Annotated in this window: 14 protein-coding genes; 5 read left to right on the top strand and 9 right to left on the bottom strand. The window is 74.4% G+C overall.

Features of this window, described 5'->3' with window-relative positions:
* The first annotated feature begins 59 nt into the window (after nt 1-59).
* Nucleotides 60-2,024 carry an ATP-binding cassette domain-containing protein gene (locus HD595_RS27465; RefSeq protein ID WP_308211244.1) on the top strand — a complete coding sequence of 655 codons (1,965 nt, stop codon included), beginning with the start codon at nt 60-62 and terminating at the stop codon, nt 2,022-2,024.
* Nucleotides 2,015-2,956, top strand: a complete 942-nt coding sequence (locus tag HD595_RS27460) for a Vgb family protein (protein ID WP_253773889.1) — start codon at nt 2,015-2,017, stop codon at nt 2,954-2,956. Before HD595_RS27465 ends, HD595_RS27460 begins: the two co-directional genes overlap by 10 nt.
* A 275-nt stretch (nt 2,957-3,231) precedes the next feature.
* Here the strand turns inward: HD595_RS27460 and HD595_RS27455 are convergent, their stop codons facing one another.
* The 6 genes from HD595_RS27455 to HD595_RS27430 are packed head-to-tail and all read right to left on the bottom strand — an operon-like array spanning nt 3,232 to nt 8,678.
* Nucleotides 3,232-4,473 (bottom strand): cytochrome P450 family protein, encoded by a 1,242-nt coding sequence (locus HD595_RS27455; RefSeq protein WP_253773887.1) that lies wholly within the window; start codon nt 4,471-4,473, stop codon nt 3,232-3,234.
* Complete coding sequence (locus tag HD595_RS27450; RefSeq protein ID WP_253773885.1) at nt 4,377-5,702, bottom strand: cytochrome P450; 1,326 nt, start codon at nt 5,700-5,702, stop codon at nt 4,377-4,379. Before HD595_RS27450 ends, HD595_RS27455 begins: the two co-directional genes overlap by 97 nt.
* On the bottom strand, nt 5,699-6,277 hold the full coding sequence (locus HD595_RS27445) for a GTP-binding protein (RefSeq protein WP_253773883.1): 579 nt from the start codon (nt 6,275-6,277) through the stop codon (nt 5,699-5,701). Before HD595_RS27445 ends, HD595_RS27450 begins: the two co-directional genes overlap by 4 nt.
* A complete protein-coding gene (locus HD595_RS27440; RefSeq protein ID WP_253773881.1) occupies nt 6,258-6,608 on the bottom strand; it encodes a DUF742 domain-containing protein in 351 nt (116 codons plus the stop codon). The genes HD595_RS27445 and HD595_RS27440 overlap by 20 nt, the downstream gene beginning before the upstream one ends.
* Nucleotides 6,605-7,060 (bottom strand): roadblock/LC7 domain-containing protein, encoded by a 456-nt coding sequence (locus HD595_RS27435; RefSeq protein ID WP_253773879.1) that lies wholly within the window; start codon nt 7,058-7,060, stop codon nt 6,605-6,607. The genes HD595_RS27440 and HD595_RS27435 overlap by 4 nt, the downstream gene beginning before the upstream one ends.
* 7 nt (nt 7,061-7,067) lie before the next feature.
* On the bottom strand, nt 7,068-8,678 hold the full coding sequence (locus HD595_RS27430) for an ATP-binding protein (RefSeq protein ID WP_253773877.1): 1,611 nt from the start codon (nt 8,676-8,678) through the stop codon (nt 7,068-7,070).
* Between the two features lie 217 nt (nt 8,679-8,895).
* Here HD595_RS27430 and HD595_RS27425 point away from each other — a divergent pair, with 217 nt between their 5' ends.
* Nucleotides 8,896-9,843 (top strand): quinone oxidoreductase family protein, encoded by a 948-nt coding sequence (locus HD595_RS27425; RefSeq protein ID WP_253773875.1) that lies wholly within the window; start codon nt 8,896-8,898, stop codon nt 9,841-9,843.
* Nucleotides 9,844-9,847: 4 nt separating this feature from the next.
* Here HD595_RS27425 and HD595_RS27420 read toward each other — a convergent pair whose 3' ends face one another.
* A complete protein-coding gene (locus HD595_RS27420; protein WP_253773873.1) occupies nt 9,848-11,062 on the bottom strand; it encodes a low temperature requirement protein A in 1,215 nt (404 codons plus the stop codon).
* Between the two features lie 90 nt (nt 11,063-11,152).
* Between HD595_RS27420 and HD595_RS27415 the strand changes: the two genes are divergently transcribed.
* Nucleotides 11,153-11,779, top strand: a complete 627-nt coding sequence (locus HD595_RS27415; RefSeq protein WP_253773871.1) for a LysE family translocator — start codon at nt 11,153-11,155, stop codon at nt 11,777-11,779.
* 43 nt (nt 11,780-11,822) lie between these two features.
* Here the strand turns inward: HD595_RS27415 and HD595_RS27410 are convergent, their stop codons facing one another.
* The gene (locus HD595_RS27410) at nt 11,823-13,331 is read right to left on the bottom strand and encodes a cobyric acid synthase (RefSeq protein WP_253773869.1); all 1,509 of its coding nucleotides are present in this window, start codon (nt 13,329-13,331) and stop codon (nt 11,823-11,825) included.
* 46 nt (nt 13,332-13,377) lie between these two features.
* Nucleotides 13,378-14,208, bottom strand: coding sequence for a hypothetical protein (locus HD595_RS27405; RefSeq protein ID WP_253773866.1), 831 nt, complete (start codon nt 14,206-14,208; stop codon nt 13,378-13,380).
* A 214-nt stretch (nt 14,209-14,422) separates the two neighbouring features.
* On the opposite strand from HD595_RS27405, the gene HD595_RS27400 reads away from it, so the two are divergent.
* Nucleotides 14,423-16,573, top strand: a complete 2,151-nt coding sequence (locus tag HD595_RS27400) for a protein kinase domain-containing protein (protein WP_253773864.1) — start codon at nt 14,423-14,425, stop codon at nt 16,571-16,573.
* The last annotated feature ends 142 nt before the right edge of the window (nt 16,574-16,715 follow it).

Below are 16,715 nucleotides of genomic sequence, written 5' to 3'. Positions count from 1 at the left end.
TGACCATCCTGCTTCGAGACATCACCAAGTCCTACGGCCACCGCAGGGTTCTGTCCGGCGTGTCCATGTCCGTCCGGCCGGGCGAGCGCCTGGGCATCGTGGGCGAGAACGGCTCGGGCAAGTCCACGCTGCTCCGACTCCTGGCCGGCGCCGAACGGCCCGACTCCGGCGAGGTCGTCGTGACGGGCGAGATCGGTCACCTCGGCCAGACGCTGGGGCTGCCGCCGCACTTCACCGTCCAGCAGGCGATCGACGCCGCGCTGGCCGGGCTCCGGGCGATGGAGCGCCGCCTGCGCGAGATCGAGGCCGCCCTCGCCGCCGACCCCGGCTCGGGCCTCGACGCGCTGCTGGAGGAGTACGGCGAGCTGCTCACGGCGTTCGAGGCGCGGGGCGGCTACGAGGCCGACGCCCGGGTCGACAGGTCCCTGCACGCCCTCGGCCTCCCCCACCTCGCCACCGGCCCCGCCCCTTCTCGCCCGTCGGCGACCGGCGAGCCCAGCATGCGAGGCGACGAGGCCGCGACCCGTCTTCAGGAGGCCGCGGACGAGACCTCAGGGCCCGGCACGGGCACGCCTTCGGGACACGACGGGCAGGAAGCGATGAGGCAGGGCGGGGAGGGACGCTCAGGAAACGACCGGGAGCAACCCGGAAGGCAAGGCAACGAGGCACCCACGAGACGGGGCCTGGAGGGAACGGACCGCCCGGCCCAGGAGAAACCCACCAGGCAGGACCGGGAGGGGACGGACGGCCTGGACCTGCCGGGGAACCTGGCGCCGGGCGGTCGTGACCGCACCCTGGGGAGCCTGTCGGGGGGCGAGCAGGCGCGACTCGGGCTGGCCTGCGTGCTGGCCGCCGCCCCCGCGACGCTGCTCCTGGACGAGCCCACCAACCATCTCGACGAGTCCGCGCTCGGCTGGCTGGAGGAGCGGCTGGCCGGCTACCCGGGCACGGTCGTGGTCGTGTCGCACGACCGGATCTTCCTCGACCGGGTGGTCACCGCCGTGATCGAGGTCGAGGGCGGCGGCGTCACCCGCTTCGGCGGGGGCTGCGCCGGCTTCCTGACCGCCAAGGCGGCGGCCAGGGCCCGCTGGGAGCAGGCGTACACCGCGTGGCGCGAGGAGGTCCGGCAGGTGCGCGAGCACGCCGCGACGACCGCCCACCGCGTGGCCGCCGGCCGCGCCATGCGCGACAACAACAAGATGGCCTACGACCGCAACGCCGGCCGCGTCCAGAGCTCGATCGCCACCCGTGTCCGCAACGCCCAGGAACGCCTGCGCCGCCTGGAGGCCGACCCGGTTCCCCGGCCCCCCGACCCGCTCCGCTTCCACGGCGCCTTCACCGCCCCCTCCCCCGAGGCCACGACCGTGACGAGCGCGGACGCCGCCTCCGAGAGCAGCCGGACCACCCCTCCCCCGGACCCCCACGACCTCCGTCCCCGGGAACCGCACGACCTCCGTCTCCCATCCGCCGCCCCGACACGCGCACGTGCGGTGGTGGCCGAGCTGCGTGACGTCCGCGTCGCCGACCGGCTGCGCGTGGAGTCGCTGGTCATCCGGTCCGGCGACCGGCTGCTCGTGCACGGGCACAACGGCGCGGGCAAGTCCACGCTGCTGCGGGCCGTCGCCGAGCGGGCCCATGGCCGGGTGGGTCACCTCACCCAGGAGACGTCCTTCGACCCGTCCCTGCCGGTGCTGGAGGCGTACGGCCACGGCCATCCCGACGGGCGGCGGGCCGCGCTGCTCGCCACCGGCCTGTTCCGGGCGGAGACGCTCGACCTCAGGGTGGGCGCCCTGTCCGTGGGCCAGCGGCGCAGGCTGGCGCTGGCCCGGCTGCTCGCCGAGGAGCACGACGTGCTGCTGCTCGACGAGCCGACCAACCACCTGTCCCCGGACCTCGCCGAGGAACTGGAACAGGCCCTCGACCACTTCACGGGCACCCTCGTGGTGGTCACGCACGACCGCGCCCTCCGGCGGCGATTCCGGGGCACGCGGCTCGAAGTCTCAGGAGGACGCGTATGTCACTGACCATGATCCCGCAGGGCGCCCCCTACGGCGTCGCGACCGGCCCCGGCGGGGCGCTGTGGTTCACGCTGGTCCATCAGGGGATGGTGGGCAGGCTCGTGCCCGGCGGCGAACCGGTCGTCCACCGGCTCGACCCGGCCGACGGCGGGCCTACCGTGATCACACCCGGTCCCGACGGGGCGATGTGGTTCACCGAATTCCAGGGTGGCCGGGTCGGGCGGGTCACGGAGACGGGCGAGGTGACGTCCTTCACGGTCGGCGCGCCCTACGGCATCGCGGCCGGGCCGGACGGGGCGATGTGGTTCACCCAGTTGCAGGACGACCGCATCGGGCGGATCGCCGGTGACGGCACGGTGACCGACTTCGAGATACCGGTGAAGGGCGGCATGCCCTCGACCATCACCGCCGGACCGGACGACGCCCTGTGGTTCACGCTCAACCAGGGCGACGCCGTCGGCCGGGTCTCGCTCGACGGGGAGATGACGATCCACCGGCTGCCCACGTCCGGAGCCGCGCCCGTGGGCATCACGGCGGGGCCCGACGGGGCGCTGTGGTTCGTGGAGATCGGCGCCGGGCAGATCGGGCGCATCACCGTGGCGGGTGAGGTGACGGAGTTCCCGCTGCCCGACCGCGCGTGCCGTCCGCACGCCATCGTCTCGGGACCGGACGGGGCGCTGTGGTTCACCGAGTGGGCCGCCGACCGCCTCGGCCGCATCACGCCGGAGGGCAAGGTGGACGAGTACGACCTCCCGCTTCCGCCGTCGTCCCCGCCGTCGTCCTCCGTGTCCTCGTCGGAGGGTGCGGGCGGGGAGGCGGGTCCCGGGGCGGACGCCGGTACGGTCCGCGCCGAGCCGCACGGCCTGACCGTCGGGCCCGACGGCGCCATCTGGGTGGCCCTCGAAGCGGGAGCCCTCGCCCGGGTCGAGATCCCCTGACGCCTCCGGGCGCATCGCGACGGACAGCCGACGCCGCCCGGCCCCTGACCAGCCTCTGTGCGACCTGATCGAGCGGGGCCTGACCGGGCAGGGTCTGATCAGGCAGGATCTGATCGGACGGGTGGCGTCGGCTTGGGCGGGGATGGCGGCGACGCCGTGGCCGGGACGGCGGTGCGGCGAGACGGCGTCCAGGGGCGGGTGGCCGGTCCCCGAGCCGGGCGGGCTGGTCGCGCTCTCGCTCTTGATCGTGAGAGATACGGAGAGCCCGCACGGCGTCAGCGGTGCAGGTGGACGGGGAGCTCGTTCCAGCCGTGGGCGATGAAGGACGGCACGTGCGCGAGCCGGTCCTCCTCCACCGCGAGGCTCAGCTCGGGGAAGCGGGCGAACAGCGCGGGCAGCGCCGCCAGCGCCTCCTGGCGGGCCAGCGGGGCGCCGATGCAGCGGTGCACGCCGATCCCGAACGCGAGGTGCTCCTCCCCCTGACGGGTGGCGTCGAAGCGGGTCGCGTCCGGGCCGTGCTGGTCCGGGTCGTGCCCGGCGGCGAGGTAGGTGGTGATGATCGCGTCGCCCGCCTCGATCCGCGCGCCGTCCACGTCGATGGCCTCGATGGCGAAGCGCAGCGGCAGGTTGGCGATGGACGGGGCCCAGCGCAGGGTCTCCTCGATCACCGCCTCCCAGCCGATCTCCCCCGCGAGCGTCCGCCGGAGCTGGTCGGGGTGGGTGAGCAGGGCGTGCACGGCGTTGCCGATCAGGTTGACCGTGGTCTCGTGCCCGGCGGCGATGAGCAGCAGCAGGGTGTCCCGCAGCTCGTCGTCGCTCAGCGACGCGCCTCCGCCGACGCCGGCGGCGCTGTTGTCGCGGACGTTGATCAGTTCCGTGGTGAGGTCGTCGCCGGGGTGCTCGCGCTTGTAGGCCACCAGGGCGGGCAGGACCGTGCCGATCTGGGCCGCCGTCGCCGCCGCCTGCTCAGGGGTGGCGGTGGTGTCCATGATGGCCTCCATCATGCGGGCCATCTCCTCCCGCATGTGCGCGGGGACGCCGAACAGCTCGCAGATCACCCGCATCGGCAGCGGATGGGCGTACGCGGCGCGCAGGTCCACGGCCTGGCCGGACGGCAGGGCGGCCATGGCGTCCAGCAGCTCGGCGACGATCCCCTCGACGATCGGCTGCATCGCCTTGGTGCGGCGGGCGGTGAAGCTGGGGGCGATGAGCCGGCGCAGCCGCCGGTGCTCCTCGCCGTAGGCGCTCAGCATGTTGGACACGCCGATCCAGGTGAGGATCCAGGTCCAGGCGGGTTCGGCGGCGGCCCGGGGCAGCAGCCGCCAGTGCCGCTTGTCCTTGCTGACCAGGGGGTTGAGGATCAGGTCCTTGAGCAGGTCGTGGCGGGTGACGGCCCAGGCGGGGATCCCTCCGGGAAGCTCTACGAGGACCAGGGGGCCGAGGTCACGTAACCTGCGGACCTCGCCGGGAAGGTCTCGGCCGAAGGGATCGAGGACGACGGGGGCTGCGCTGCCCAAGGGGATTCTCCAGGCTGGTCAGGACGGATGGGGGTGAAGCGCACCGGCAGGTGTGCCAGTGACCGGTGGAACGGGCCGGGCCGCCAGGACAGCTCCTCGCGGGGCACGGTCAGCTCCAGGTCGCACAGGTGAGAGGTCAGGCGCTCGATCGCGGTCATCGCGATGAGCATGGCCGGGTCACTGGCGGGGCAGCGGTGCGGGCCCGCGCCGAACCCGAGGTAGGCGCCGCCGTCGGAGCGCAGCTCGTCGGGCACGTTCGTCGGCTCGGTGTTGGCCCCGGCGTAGGAGACGAGGACCAGCTCGGCCGGGCGGATCCAGGTGCCGTGGAAGTGCACGGGCTGCCGCACGAAGTAGGGGCCGTAGTTGGCCATGGCCGGCTCGGCGCGCAGCGCCTCCAGCAGGGCGTCGTACGTGCTGAGGGCCCCGTTGGTGAGCGAGGAGTAGTAGCGGTCGTCGCTGACCATGCGGGAGACGGCGTTGGAGATGAGGCTGGCCGTGGGCTCGTAGCTGGCGGCCACGACGAGGACGAGCTGCCAGATGAGCTCCTCCTGGGTCAGCCCGGCGGGGTGGTCGATCAGCCAGGAGGTGAGGTCGTCGCCCCGCTCGGCGTACTTGGCCGCGACCAGCTCGCCGAGGTAGCGGCTGAAGGCGTCCAGCCCGCGCGCGCCGGCCTCGCCGTCGGCCTCCATCAGGTCCGACAGGGCGCTGATGAGGGCGTCGCTGTCGGAGTCGGGACGGCCGAAGAGCCGGTTGAAGATCTTCAGCGGGATGGGCCGGGCGAAGTCGCCGGCCAGGTCGGCCTCGCCGTTCGCGGCGAAGCGGGCGATGAGCGAGTCGGCCACCTCGATCACGAGCTGGCGCAGCTTGTGCGGCTGGACCATGCCGAAGCAGTCGATGATCGCCTTGCGGTAGCGGGCGTGCTCGGCCCCGTCGGAGAACAGCGCGTTGGACCGGTAGCCGAGCATGCCGACCGCGCCGGCCGCCTCGGGGGTCTCCGGCAGGGTGGCCATCCAGGCGCGGGAGTCCTTGCTCCACGTCCCGCCCGCGTCGGTGAGCACGTCCACGGCGGCCTGGTAGCCGAGCACGAGGTGCGCCCCGATGCCGGGCGCGATCTCGACGGGCGCGACCGGGCCGTAGCGCCGGCGCAGCTCCGCGTAGACCGCCTGCGGGTCGCGGGCGAACTCCGGCCCGTACAGGCGGCCGGCGTCGGGGATGTAGCGCGTCGTCATGACAGAACCAGTTCTCTGATGTGCTCCACCAGCGCGATCAGGGACGCGCGGGCGGACACGGGGTCGCGTGCGTCGCACACCAGCAACGGCGTGCGCGGGTCGAGGTCCAGCGCCTGGCGCAGGGCGTCGGACGGGTACTGGGGCGAGTCGGGGAAGTGGTTGACGGCCACCGCGTAGCGGATCCCGGCGTTCTCCACCAGGTCCAGGACGGCGAAGCTGTCGTCGATGCGGCGCGTGTCGGCCAGCACCAGCACCCCGAGGGCGCCGCGGACCAGTTCGTCCCACAGCACCTGGAACCGGGTCTGTCCGGGCGCCCCGAACAGGTAGAGCACCACCCCGGGCAGCGTGAGGCGGCCGAAGTCGATGGCGGTCGTGGTGGTGGTCTTCTCGTTCACGCCGGTGAGGTCGTCGACCAGCGTGCCGGCCTGCGTCAGCACCTCCTCGGTGTTGAGCGGCTCGATCTCCGACAGGGCGTTGACGATGGTCGTCTTGCCCACGCCGAACGGGCCGGCGATGACCAGCTTGACCGGTACGTGGTCGGCGCTGATGCGGCCGTCAGAGCGCGCGGAGGCCACTGATCACCAACTCCAAGATCTCCAGGTCGGGCAGGTCGGCGGGGGGCGGGTCGCGGGTCAGCAGGGTTCCGCCGGCCGCCAGCCCGGCGACCAGCAGCCGCACCACGCAGTACGGCAGGCCGAGGTGCGCCGCGCACTCGTACACCGACAGCGGCCCCTCCGCCAGCAGGGTGAGCAGGTGGGAGGCGGGCGGGTCGAGCCCGTCGGCGACCACGTCGGGGGCGACGTAGACGAGGGTGGTCCGCTCGACGCTGATGTGCTCGGGGACGCTCACCCTGGCGGCGGCCATGTAGTCCGGTACGACACGCCGCCGTTGCCGTCCGGAGCTCATGCGCGCGGACCCGGCGTCCTGGCCGCGCTGGCCTCGTCGAGGGCCTTGATCAGTTTCTGCACCTGGAGCTGCACCTCGTACGCCAGCGAGCCGATGTTGACCCCTCCGGTGGCGGACACGACGATGGCGGCCCGCTCGCCGGCCGGGGCGATGTAGGTGTAGCCGGCGCCCGTGGAGATGACGATGTCGACCACCTCGCCGTCGGCGGCGCCGCCGAGCCCGGCGCAGAGGGCGCGCGCGGCCCCGAGCACGGAGCTGGTCATCGCGGCGGAGCGCTCCCCCGCCTCGACGGACAGGCCGGCGGAGCCGCCGAGGATGAGCCCGTCACGGCTCAGCACCACGCCGCTCGCGACGCCGGGCAGCGCCAGCAGCGGCGCCAGCACCCAGGACACGTCGAGCGAGAGCGGGCGGCCCCTGGTCTGCGCGGTGGTGGCTGCGGAGTGGGCGTCCATGGGGTGGTCAGTTCCCTTCGGTGATGTCGTGCGGCTGGGACGGGATCGCCTCGCGGCGGCCCGCTTCGGCGCCGGTCTGGAAGTCTCCCCACCGCCTCTGCGCCTCCTCGGGGGTGGTGAGCGCCCGGTCCGCGGTCGTGCCGGGGTGTCCGGCGGCCGGGCGGGCGGCGCGGGCGGGCGTGGCGCGGGGCGACTGGCGGCGGCGCTGGGGCAGCCCGGGGAGCGGCTCCGCGCTCTCCGGCCGGGCCTGCTCCTCGGTGTCCTCGGCCGTGGCCGGCGTTGCGCTCGCGGCGTGGGCGGGGACCGGCCGGGGGTCCGGAGCGGCGGCCCGGGCCGGCGTCGCGGCCGGCTCGCGGCGCAGCGACGCGGCGGCGACCGCCCTGACCGGCTCGGGCGCCAGCACCGACGGCCGGCTGTGCTCCGGCATCTCCACCAGCAGCCCGTTGGGGATGCCCACCACCGCCTGCACCCCGCCGAACGCGCTCTTCTTGACCGTGACCTGCATGCCGTAGTGCGCGACCTGCCGGCCGATCGCCGCCCAGCCGGTGTGCGGCGGGTTGCCCAGGTCCACCAGCCGCACGGGGTGGGTGCCGTTCAGCAGGCGGGTGGCGCGGGCGAACTGCTCCTCGTTCAGCCCGACCCCGGCGTCGTCGATGACGATGGCCGCGCCGGTGTTGGTCTCGTGCACGGCGATGGACACCTTGAGCGTGCCGTGCGAGTGGTGGACCGCGTTGGCCAGCAGCTCGGAGGTGACGAACAGGATCGGCTCGGCGGCGCGGGCGGCCACGCCGACCCGGCGGCGCAGGTGGTTGGCCGGGCCCTCGACGCGCTGCTCGAAGTTCTCCACGCGGGAGATGGCGCCCACCACCAGGTCCACGAGGTAGGTGTCGTCACGCGACAGGCCGGGCGTGGCGCCGCAGGCGATGCCGGTCGCCTGGACGCGCCGGATGATCAGTTCGTTGAACATGTCGAGGCCCAGCACCTCGCGCAGCAGCGCCGTGTGCTCGTCGCCGCTGTAGCGGCGCTGCACGTCGGCGAGCAGGTCCTGGGCGCGCAGCGCCTGGGTCTGCACGCGGGACATCGCGCCGCGCACGACCGCCTGGGCCGCCTCGTCGACGCGCTCCCCCTCCTCGCGGATGGCGCGGGCGAGCGCGTCGAGGATGCCGCGGTGGAGCCGGTCCACGTCGGTGCCGGCCAGCGTCGCGTCGCGCAGCCCGGGCACGATGACGTGCGGGGAGCGCAGGTGCGACACCAGCGCGGGGATCCGCTTGTCGAGCAGGTACGCGGTCTCGGCGCACATCTGCTCGTAGTGGCCGCGGGCCTCGCGGACGGCCTCGGCGGCCTCCAGCGCCTGCCGCTCCGCCACCTCGCGGACCTGCCGTTCGGCCTCATGGACCTGCCGCTCGGCCTCGTGGACCTGCCGCTCGGCCTCCCTCAGCCGCTGGTCCCTCGCGTTGGTCTCGCGGGACAGGTGCTCCTGCGCCTGCCGGGCCTGGGCGAGCTGCGCGCGGGCCTCGACGAGGTCCCGCCGTACGCGGAGATGGACGAACAGGACGCCCGCGACGGCCAGCACGGCGACGCCGATCACCGTCGCGAGGATGAGGGGGTCTTGCGGCATGAGAATCCTGGGGTCGGGGGGAGGGGGACATCCGGCGGGACGGCGGCAGCACGGAGGAAGCCGTCCGTCCGTCCGCAGCGGCCGAATCAGGTGTCCCAGTATTCCGTTTTAGTCACATTAGTCAACTGTCCGTAAGGGCCCGTGGAGGATCGCCAGGTCGGCGCGGCCGGTGCCGCCCGGTGGAATCCGGCGCCGGACTCCGGGGTTGACTAGGAGCATGCGTGCCATAGTCATCTCCGCCAACGGCGGGCCAGAGGTCCTCGAGTACGTCGAACGTCCCGACCCCGAGCCGGGCGAGGGCGAGGTGGTGGTCGACGTCGCGGCGAGCGGGGTCAACTACATCGACGTCTACCACCGCTCCGGGGCGTACCCGCTGGAGCTGCCCACGACGATCGGCTCCGAGGGCGCGGGCGTCGTGTCCGCCGTCGGCCCGGGCGTGCGCGACGTCGCCGTCGGCGACACGGTGGCGTGGGCGAGCGTGCTCGGCAGCTACGCCGAGAAGGCCGTGGTGCCCGCCGGACGGGTGGTGCCGGTCCCCGAGGGCGTGAGCGCCGAGCTGGCCGCCGCCGTGATGCTCCAGGGCATGACGGCCCACTACCTCACCCACTCGACGTACGCGGTGCGCGAGGGCGACCAGGTGCTCGTCCACGCCGCGGCCGGCGGCATGGGGCAGCTCCTCACGCAGCTCGCCAAGCTCAAGGGCGCCAAGGTGCACGGCACCGTGTCCACGCCCGAGAAGGAGAAGCTGGCCCGCGAGGCGGGCGCCGACGAGGTGCTGCGTTACGACGACTTCGCCGAGGCCCTGAGCGGCCGGATGCACGTGGTCTACGACGGCGTGGGCGCCACGACGTTCGAGGGCGGGCTGAAGGCGCTGCGCCCGCGCGGCCTGATGGCCCTGTACGGCGCGGCCAGCGGCCCGGTCCCGCCCCTGGACCCGCAGGTCCTGGCGGGGAACGGCTCCCTGTTCCTGACCCGCCCGACCCTGGTCCACTACATCGCCGAGCGGGAGGAGCTGCTCCAGCGCGCCTCCGACCTGTTCGAGTGGATCCGCACGGGACGGCTGCGCGTCAACGTCTCCGCGCGCTACCCGCTGGCGGAGGCGAGCCGGGCCCACGAGGACCTGACGGCCCGCCGCACCACCGGCAAGCTGCTGCTGATCCCGTAACGGGTCAGGCCGCCGCGGCCGCCTCCACGGCCCCGCCGCCGCGGGGGCGGTAGGCCACGCGCCACAGGGCGACGAGGAGCAGCAGCGCCACCACGCCCCATCCCGGCAGGAGTCCCGAGATCACCGCCACGGCCAGCGGCAGCACGATGGACGGCACCGCCCAGACCCAGATCCACACGCGACCGGCCCGCGCCGCCACGCCGAGCACGGCGGAGGACGCGAAGTAGACGGCCAGCCCGCCGCCCATGACCCAGCCGGTGCCGCCGTGCAGGTGCTCCTCGGGCGCGGCGGCCACCACGCCCATGCCGGCGGCGGTCGCGGTGATGCCCGCCGTCATGGCGAAGTGCGCGGGCAGCGCGATGTACGACTTGAGCCCGTGTTCGCCGGCGTTCGGGACGGCGCTCAGACCGTAGTGGAGCGTGAGCCACCACAGGGAGACGATCAGCCCGAACCCGGCCACGGCCGCGAGCCCGAGCGGCACCCCCCAGTCGTGGCCGGAGGCGGCCACGACGACCTGCATGACCGCCTCGCCCAGCACGATGATCACGAAGAGGCCGAGCCGCTCCCCCAGGTGGGCCGGGTCGAGGACGGCCGGGACGGCGGTCCGGACCACGTGCGCGGACCGGCCGTTGAGCAGCCTGCGCCGCTCACGACGTTCCAGGCGCTCGGCCTGCCGCCGCATCTCGTCGACGAACTTCTCCGGCCGGCGGCTCTGCAGCACCGAGAAGGCCACGTCCAGCACGACGCCGAGCCCCCACATGACGTAGCGGCCCGGCGGCTCCATCCAGATGGAGGCGAACCACGGGGCGAGTCCCGCGCCGAGCTGGGCCGCCGGCCAGGCCGTCATGACCGTGCCCGCGGCCTGCAGCGACTGGGAGGCGCTGACGCGGCAGGTGATGTAGGCGGCGATGAACCAGCCGTCGTGCGTGCCGACCCCGGAGATCTCGTGCGCGACGTCGGGCGCGGCGGCCGCCATGACGGCGATGCCGAACATGCCGATAAGCATGCTGCGCGTGTGCGTCTGCTCCGCCCGGACGTTGGCGTACAGGGTCAACGACGTCCAGATGCTCCACACGGCGTAGTAGAGCACCGCGAACAGGGCGACGTTCGCCCACGTCGGGTGCTGGAGCCGGTGCGCGAGCTGGGCCACCGCCACCACCACGACCAGGTCGAAGAACAGTTCCAGCCAGCTCGCGTGGCGCTCTCCCGCTTCACTCACGGCACATGAGAATAGATCGCCGACGCGGCCCATGTGTCCAGGGGAGGGTGATCCGCTCCATTCGAGAGGCTTTCGGTAGGGTTCGGCACCATGGAGATCGGTGCCTCCGTCGCCTCGTTCGCTCTGGTCGTCGCGCTGCTCACGGTGACGCCGGGCCTCGACACGGCGCTCATCCTGCGGACCACCGTCATGGCCGGACGCCGCCCGGCCTGGGGCGTCGTGCTGGGCGTCCAGCTCGGCACGCTGCTGTGGGGCGGGCTCACCGCGGCCGGGCTGTCCGCGCTGCTCGCGGCCTCCCAGCTCGCGTACGACGTGCTGCGCTGGGCCGGGGCCGCGTACCTGCTGTGGATGGGTGTGCGCATGCTGCTCACGAAGGGAGCCGCGGGTGCGGCGCCCGAGGAGGAGGGGCGGGGGGAGACGCGCTTCCGGACCGGGTTCCGGCGCGGGCTGGTCACGAACCTGCTCAACCCCAAGGTGGGCGCCTTCTACGTGGCGATGCTGCCGCAGTTCATCCCCGACGACGCCCCGCACGCCGTCATGGGCCTGCTGCTGGCCGGCGTGCACGCCGCCGAGGGCCTGGTGTGGAGCACCGTGCTCATCGGGTTCGCGACGCTGATGAGCGGGGTGCTGCGCACGGACCGGGTCCGGCGGCTGCTCGACCGGGTCACGGGCGTGGTCATCGTGGGCTTCGGCCTGCGCCTGGCCGTCGAGAGGTGACCCCGGCCGGTCTCGGCCGCTCCAGGTTTTCCCACCGGGGGTGTCACGGGACGGGGTCGGGCGCGCCCGGCGGGAGGAAGGGCAACTCGGGCGGGCCGTGCTCGATGAGGCGCAGCAGCGCGTCGGTGTCGAGATGCCGCTCGACGAGGTCGCCCAGCGCGTCGAGGCGCTCCTCGCGCAGCCGGGCGAAGTCCGTGCCGGGCGCGGGCGTGAAGTCGCGCCCCGCCTCCCGGGCCACGTCCGCCAGGAAGGCGCGGCGGAAGCCGTCGTTCTCCAGCGCGCCGTGCCAGGTGGTGCCCCAGACGTTCGCGACGCGGCAGCCGTCCAGGAACGGCTCGCCGCCGTCCACCGTCGCCACCCCGTGATGGATCTCGTACGCGGAGACCGGCTGGCCGTAGGCGTGGCCGGAGGGCCGGCCGAGCACCTTGTCCGCGGCGAACGCGAAGCGCGCGGGCAGCATCCCGAGCCCGTCCACCCGCCCGGCGCCCGACTCGACCTCGTCCACGATCTCCCGGCCGAGCATCTGGAAGCCCCCGCAGACGCCCAGGATCGGCCCCTTGCGCGCCAGCAGCGCCGCGGCCAGGCCGGTGCGCCGCAGCCAGGCGAGGTCGTCCACGGTGGCCCGCGAGCCGGGCAGCACGACCAGGTCGGCGTCGTCGAGGTCGGCCGCGGCCGTGACGAACCGCACCACCACCCCCGGCTCGGCCGCCAGCGCGTCCACGTCGGTGAAGTTCGACATCCGCGGCAGGCGGACCACGGCCACGCGCAACGTCTGCCGCCCGTACGGCTCGCGGGTCGCGGCCGGGCGCGCGTCGAGGGCCAGGGAGTCCTCGACGTCCAGCCACAGGCCGTCCGCCCACGGCAGCACCCCGTACACCTCGCGGCCGGTCAGCGCGCAGAGCTGGTCGAGACCGGGCCGCAGCAGCTCGGGGGCGCCGCGGAACTTGTTGACCACGAACCCGGCCACCAGCGCCTGGTCGGCCGCCTCCAGGAGCCCGACCGTGCCGTAGAACGCGGCGAACACCCCGCCCCGGTCGATGTCGCCCACCACGACGACGGGCAGCCCGGCGGCTCGGGCGAGACCCATGTTCGCCAGGTCGCCGCGGCGCAGGTTGATCTCGGCCGGGCTGCCGGCGCCCTCGCAGATCACCACGTCGTACCGGCTCCTCAGCCGGTCGAGCGAGCGCAGCGCGGTGGCGCGCAGCATGTCGCGCACCCGTCCGTACTCCATCGCGTCCACGTCGGCGACGGGACGGCCGAGCAGCACGACCTGGCTGCGCCGGTCGCTGCCCGGCTTGAGCAGGACGGGGTTCATGTCCGCGTCGGGCTCGATGCCGGCCGCCTGCGCCTGCATCGCCTGGGCCCGCCCGATCTCGGCGCCATCGGTCGTGACGTAGGAGTTGAGGGACATGTTCTGCGCCTTGAACGGCGCCACGCGGACCCCTTGCCGGGCCAGCCACCTGCAGATTCCGGCGGTGACCACGCTCTTGCCCGCGTCGGAGGTGGTCCCCGCGACGAGCAGCGCGCCCTTGACCGCCCGCACGCTTCGCACGCCCGGATCCTCCCACATCTCCCGATTCGCGAGGAGGTGGGTGGCGTCAGGCGGCGGCGCGGGCCGCAGGGCCCGTGACGCGCCGCCCGCGGCGCAGCAGCCTCTGGGCGGTGTCGCGGACCCGGGGGTCGCGCACCCGGACCACGAACTCCTCGGGCGTGCCGCCGCACACCCGCGCCAGCTCGGCCGACGCGCCGAGCAGCGCGCCGATCAGCCGTCGCTGCGGCGCCAGGCGCACCGGGCGGCCCGCCTCGTCCGCGAGGCAGCCGTGCAGGCCGTCGTACACGTGACAGGGGACCGCCCCGGCCTCCTCCAGCGGGCCGGCCGGGCCCTCCAGCGGATCGGCCGGGCCGTCGAAGGACACGGGGTGGGCGCCGGGGTCGAGGACGCGCCGCCGGTAGTTGGGCTCGGTGCGGTCGAGGGCGGCGAGCTGCCTGTCGTCCACCCAGGACACGAACAGCTCGGACACGCCGGGCGCCGCCACCGGGGCGGCGGGGATGTAGCCGTACCTGCTGATGTGCGCCGACACGCCTGGGGCGAGGCCATGCACCCGCACCCGAGTGAGCGGCACCACCGCGGGCACCCGGTGGCGGGTGAACTTGCGGTGGAGCTGGGCCGGGGCGGCGTTGGACCCCACGGCGACCACGGCGTGCCGCGCCCGCATCGGCGCCTCTCCGCGGGCGGCCAGCCAGGCGTCGAGGGGCGAGCCCTCCACGTGCCAGCCGCCGTCGCGGCCGGTCAGCGGCAGGAACTGGCGGCCTGACAGCACGCCCGGACCCGGCGGGAGCAGGCCGGGATAGGTGAGGGGCATGGCCATGGGGTCGTCGCGGGTCAGGGCCGGCGACTCGGGACGGTGATGCGTGAAGTCGTCAAGCATGGGGTGGGAGCCGGGGTCGAGGTGGGGCGCGGGGATGGGCGCCGTCCGGTCACGTTCTCCCCATACTGCCTCATACGGGTCCGTGGCGCCCACCTCGGGGGTCGTGATCGGCCCGGCGGCCCCGGCTTCCGGGGGACGGGCGCGCGGCCCTAGGGTGTGGATCGCCCGCCTGAGGGCCCGAGTGAGGGCCCGCGTGAGGATGGAAGGGAGCGGGATGCCGGCTTCACGCCCGCTCCGGCCGGGCGATCCCGAGCGGATCGGCCCGTACCGCATCGTCGGCGTGCTCGGCTCGGGCGGCCAGGGCGTCGTCTACAAGGGCGAGCTCGACGGTGGAGACGGGGACGCGACCAAAGACGGCGCCGTCAAGGACGGCGCGGTCAAGGACGGCGCGGTCAAGGAGGTCGCGGTCAAGGTCGTCCACAGCCATCTCAGCCAGGACGCCGACGTCACCAAGGGCTTCCTGCGCGAGGTGGAGGCGGCGCGCCGGGTGGCGGCCTTCTGCACGGCGGCCGTGCTCGACGTCGGGACGGTGGACGGCCGGCCGTACATCGTGAGCGAGTACGTCGCCGGCGACACCCTGCAGGCGGTCGTCCGCGAGCGGGGCCCGCGGACCGCGGGCGTGCTCGACCGGCTCGCCATCTCGACGCTGACCGCGCTGGCCGCCATCCACGAGGCCGGCATCGTGCACCGCGACTTCAAGCCGGCCAACGTGCTGATGGGTCCCGAGGGCCCGATCGTCATCGACTTCGGCATCGCCAAGGCCCTCGACGCCACCACCATGGCCTCCGGTCCCGTCGGCACCCCGACGTACATGTCGCCCGAGCAGTTCAGGGGCGAGCGGGTCGGGCCGGCGTCGGACGTCTTCGCGTGGGCGGGCACGATGGTGTTCGCCGCCACCGGGCGGCCGCCGTTCCGCGGGGAGACGGTGCCGGCCATCCTCAACCAGGTCCTGAGCGGGATGCCCGACCTGACCGGGGTGCCGCCGCACCTGGTGGGACCGATCCAGGAGTGCCTGGCCAAGGATCCCGCCGCCCGCCCCACGCCCGCCGCGCTGCTGCAACGGCTGATCGGCCGTACGGGACCGGCGGCGCCGGGCGTCCCCGGGGTCTCTCCGGTCAACGCGCCCGTCCGCCCGCCCTCGGACATCCGGGAGGCGCCGACCTCACCGAGCCGGCCCAGGACGTTCAGCCGGCGAGCCCTGATCGGCGGTGCCGCGGTCACGGCCGCCGCGGCGGTCTCCGCGTTCGCCCTCTTGGGTGGGCGCGACGAGCCCGTCCGCCGGGTGAGCGACGACCGCTCCCCCGCCCCCACCGGGACGCCCACGCCGTCCGCGACGCCGGCGAAGCAGCCGTTCGGCACGCCGCTGACCGAGCCCGTCCCGCTCGCCCGCGACTGGGGCGCCGTCACCGTGCTCGCCGCCGCCGTGCTCACCACCACCGGGCCCACCACCACCGGGCTCACCACCACGGGCCCGCTCGTCGCCTGCGGCACCGACAAGGGCACCGTGCTGGCCTGGACCACCGGGCGACCGGCCGCCACCCGCCTCGGCGACGGCGGCGCCGCGGTGACCGCCGTGGCGTGCGGCGAGCGCGGCGGCGCGCCCGTGGTGGCCTCCGGCCACGGCGACGGCCGGATGCGGCTGTGGAGCGCGACGGGCGAGAGCCTGGCCACGCACCGCGCCACCGACCCGATCATCGGGATCGTGGTCGCCGGCGGCCGGGTGGTCGCGGTGTCGCAGAAGTACGACAGCCTCCGCGACCTCCACAGCGTCGTGCGGCTGTGGGACGCCGCCACCGGCAAGCAGATCGGCCCCGCGGTCACCGACCACTTCCAGGGGGTCAACGGGCTGGCCTTCGGCACGCTCGACGGGAAGGACGTGCTGGTCACGGGCGACGGCCACAACCGGATCCAGGTGCGGCGGCTGTCGGACGGCAAGGCGACGCGCACGTTCGGCACCGGGGAGATCGGCGGCGTCGAGCGGCTGGCCTGCGCCGAGATCGGCGGCCGGGCCGTCCTGGTCTCCACGCACCTGGACGCCACCCTGCGCGTGTACGACCTGGCGACCGGCAAGCGCCGCGAGAAGTGGGCCTTCAGCGCGGGCAGCCCGGACGACCGGGGCGTGGCCGCGCTGGCCACGGGCCGCACCGGCGAGACGCCCATCGCGGTCGCCGTGCACGACGCGGCCGGTGAGGACGTCCTCGTCCGGGTCTGGGACCTGACGGGCGGCGACGTCGTCGGCACGCTCGGGCCGGGACCCGGCGGCGCGATCCGCACCGCCACGCTGTCGGAGACGGCGGGCGTCCCGGTGGTGGCGGGCGTCACCGAGGACCGCACGCTGCGCACCTGGAACATCGGACCCGCCTGATCCTGACCGGCCGGCCGTCAGCGGCGCGTCGAGCCAAGGCGGCCCGTCCAACATTGCGGCCCGTCCAGCAGTGCGGCCCGTCCACCAAGGCGGGCCATTCAGCAAGGCGGCCCGTCGACCAAGGCGGGCCATCCAGCAAGGC

It is taken from the genome of Nonomuraea roseoviolacea subsp. carminata (assembly GCF_024172185.1).
Taxonomy (GTDB): Bacteria; Actinomycetota; Actinomycetes; order Streptosporangiales; family Streptosporangiaceae; genus Nonomuraea; species Nonomuraea roseoviolacea.
Note: the sequence above shows the minus strand (reverse complement) of the source record. Positions and strands in the feature narration are given on the sequence as shown.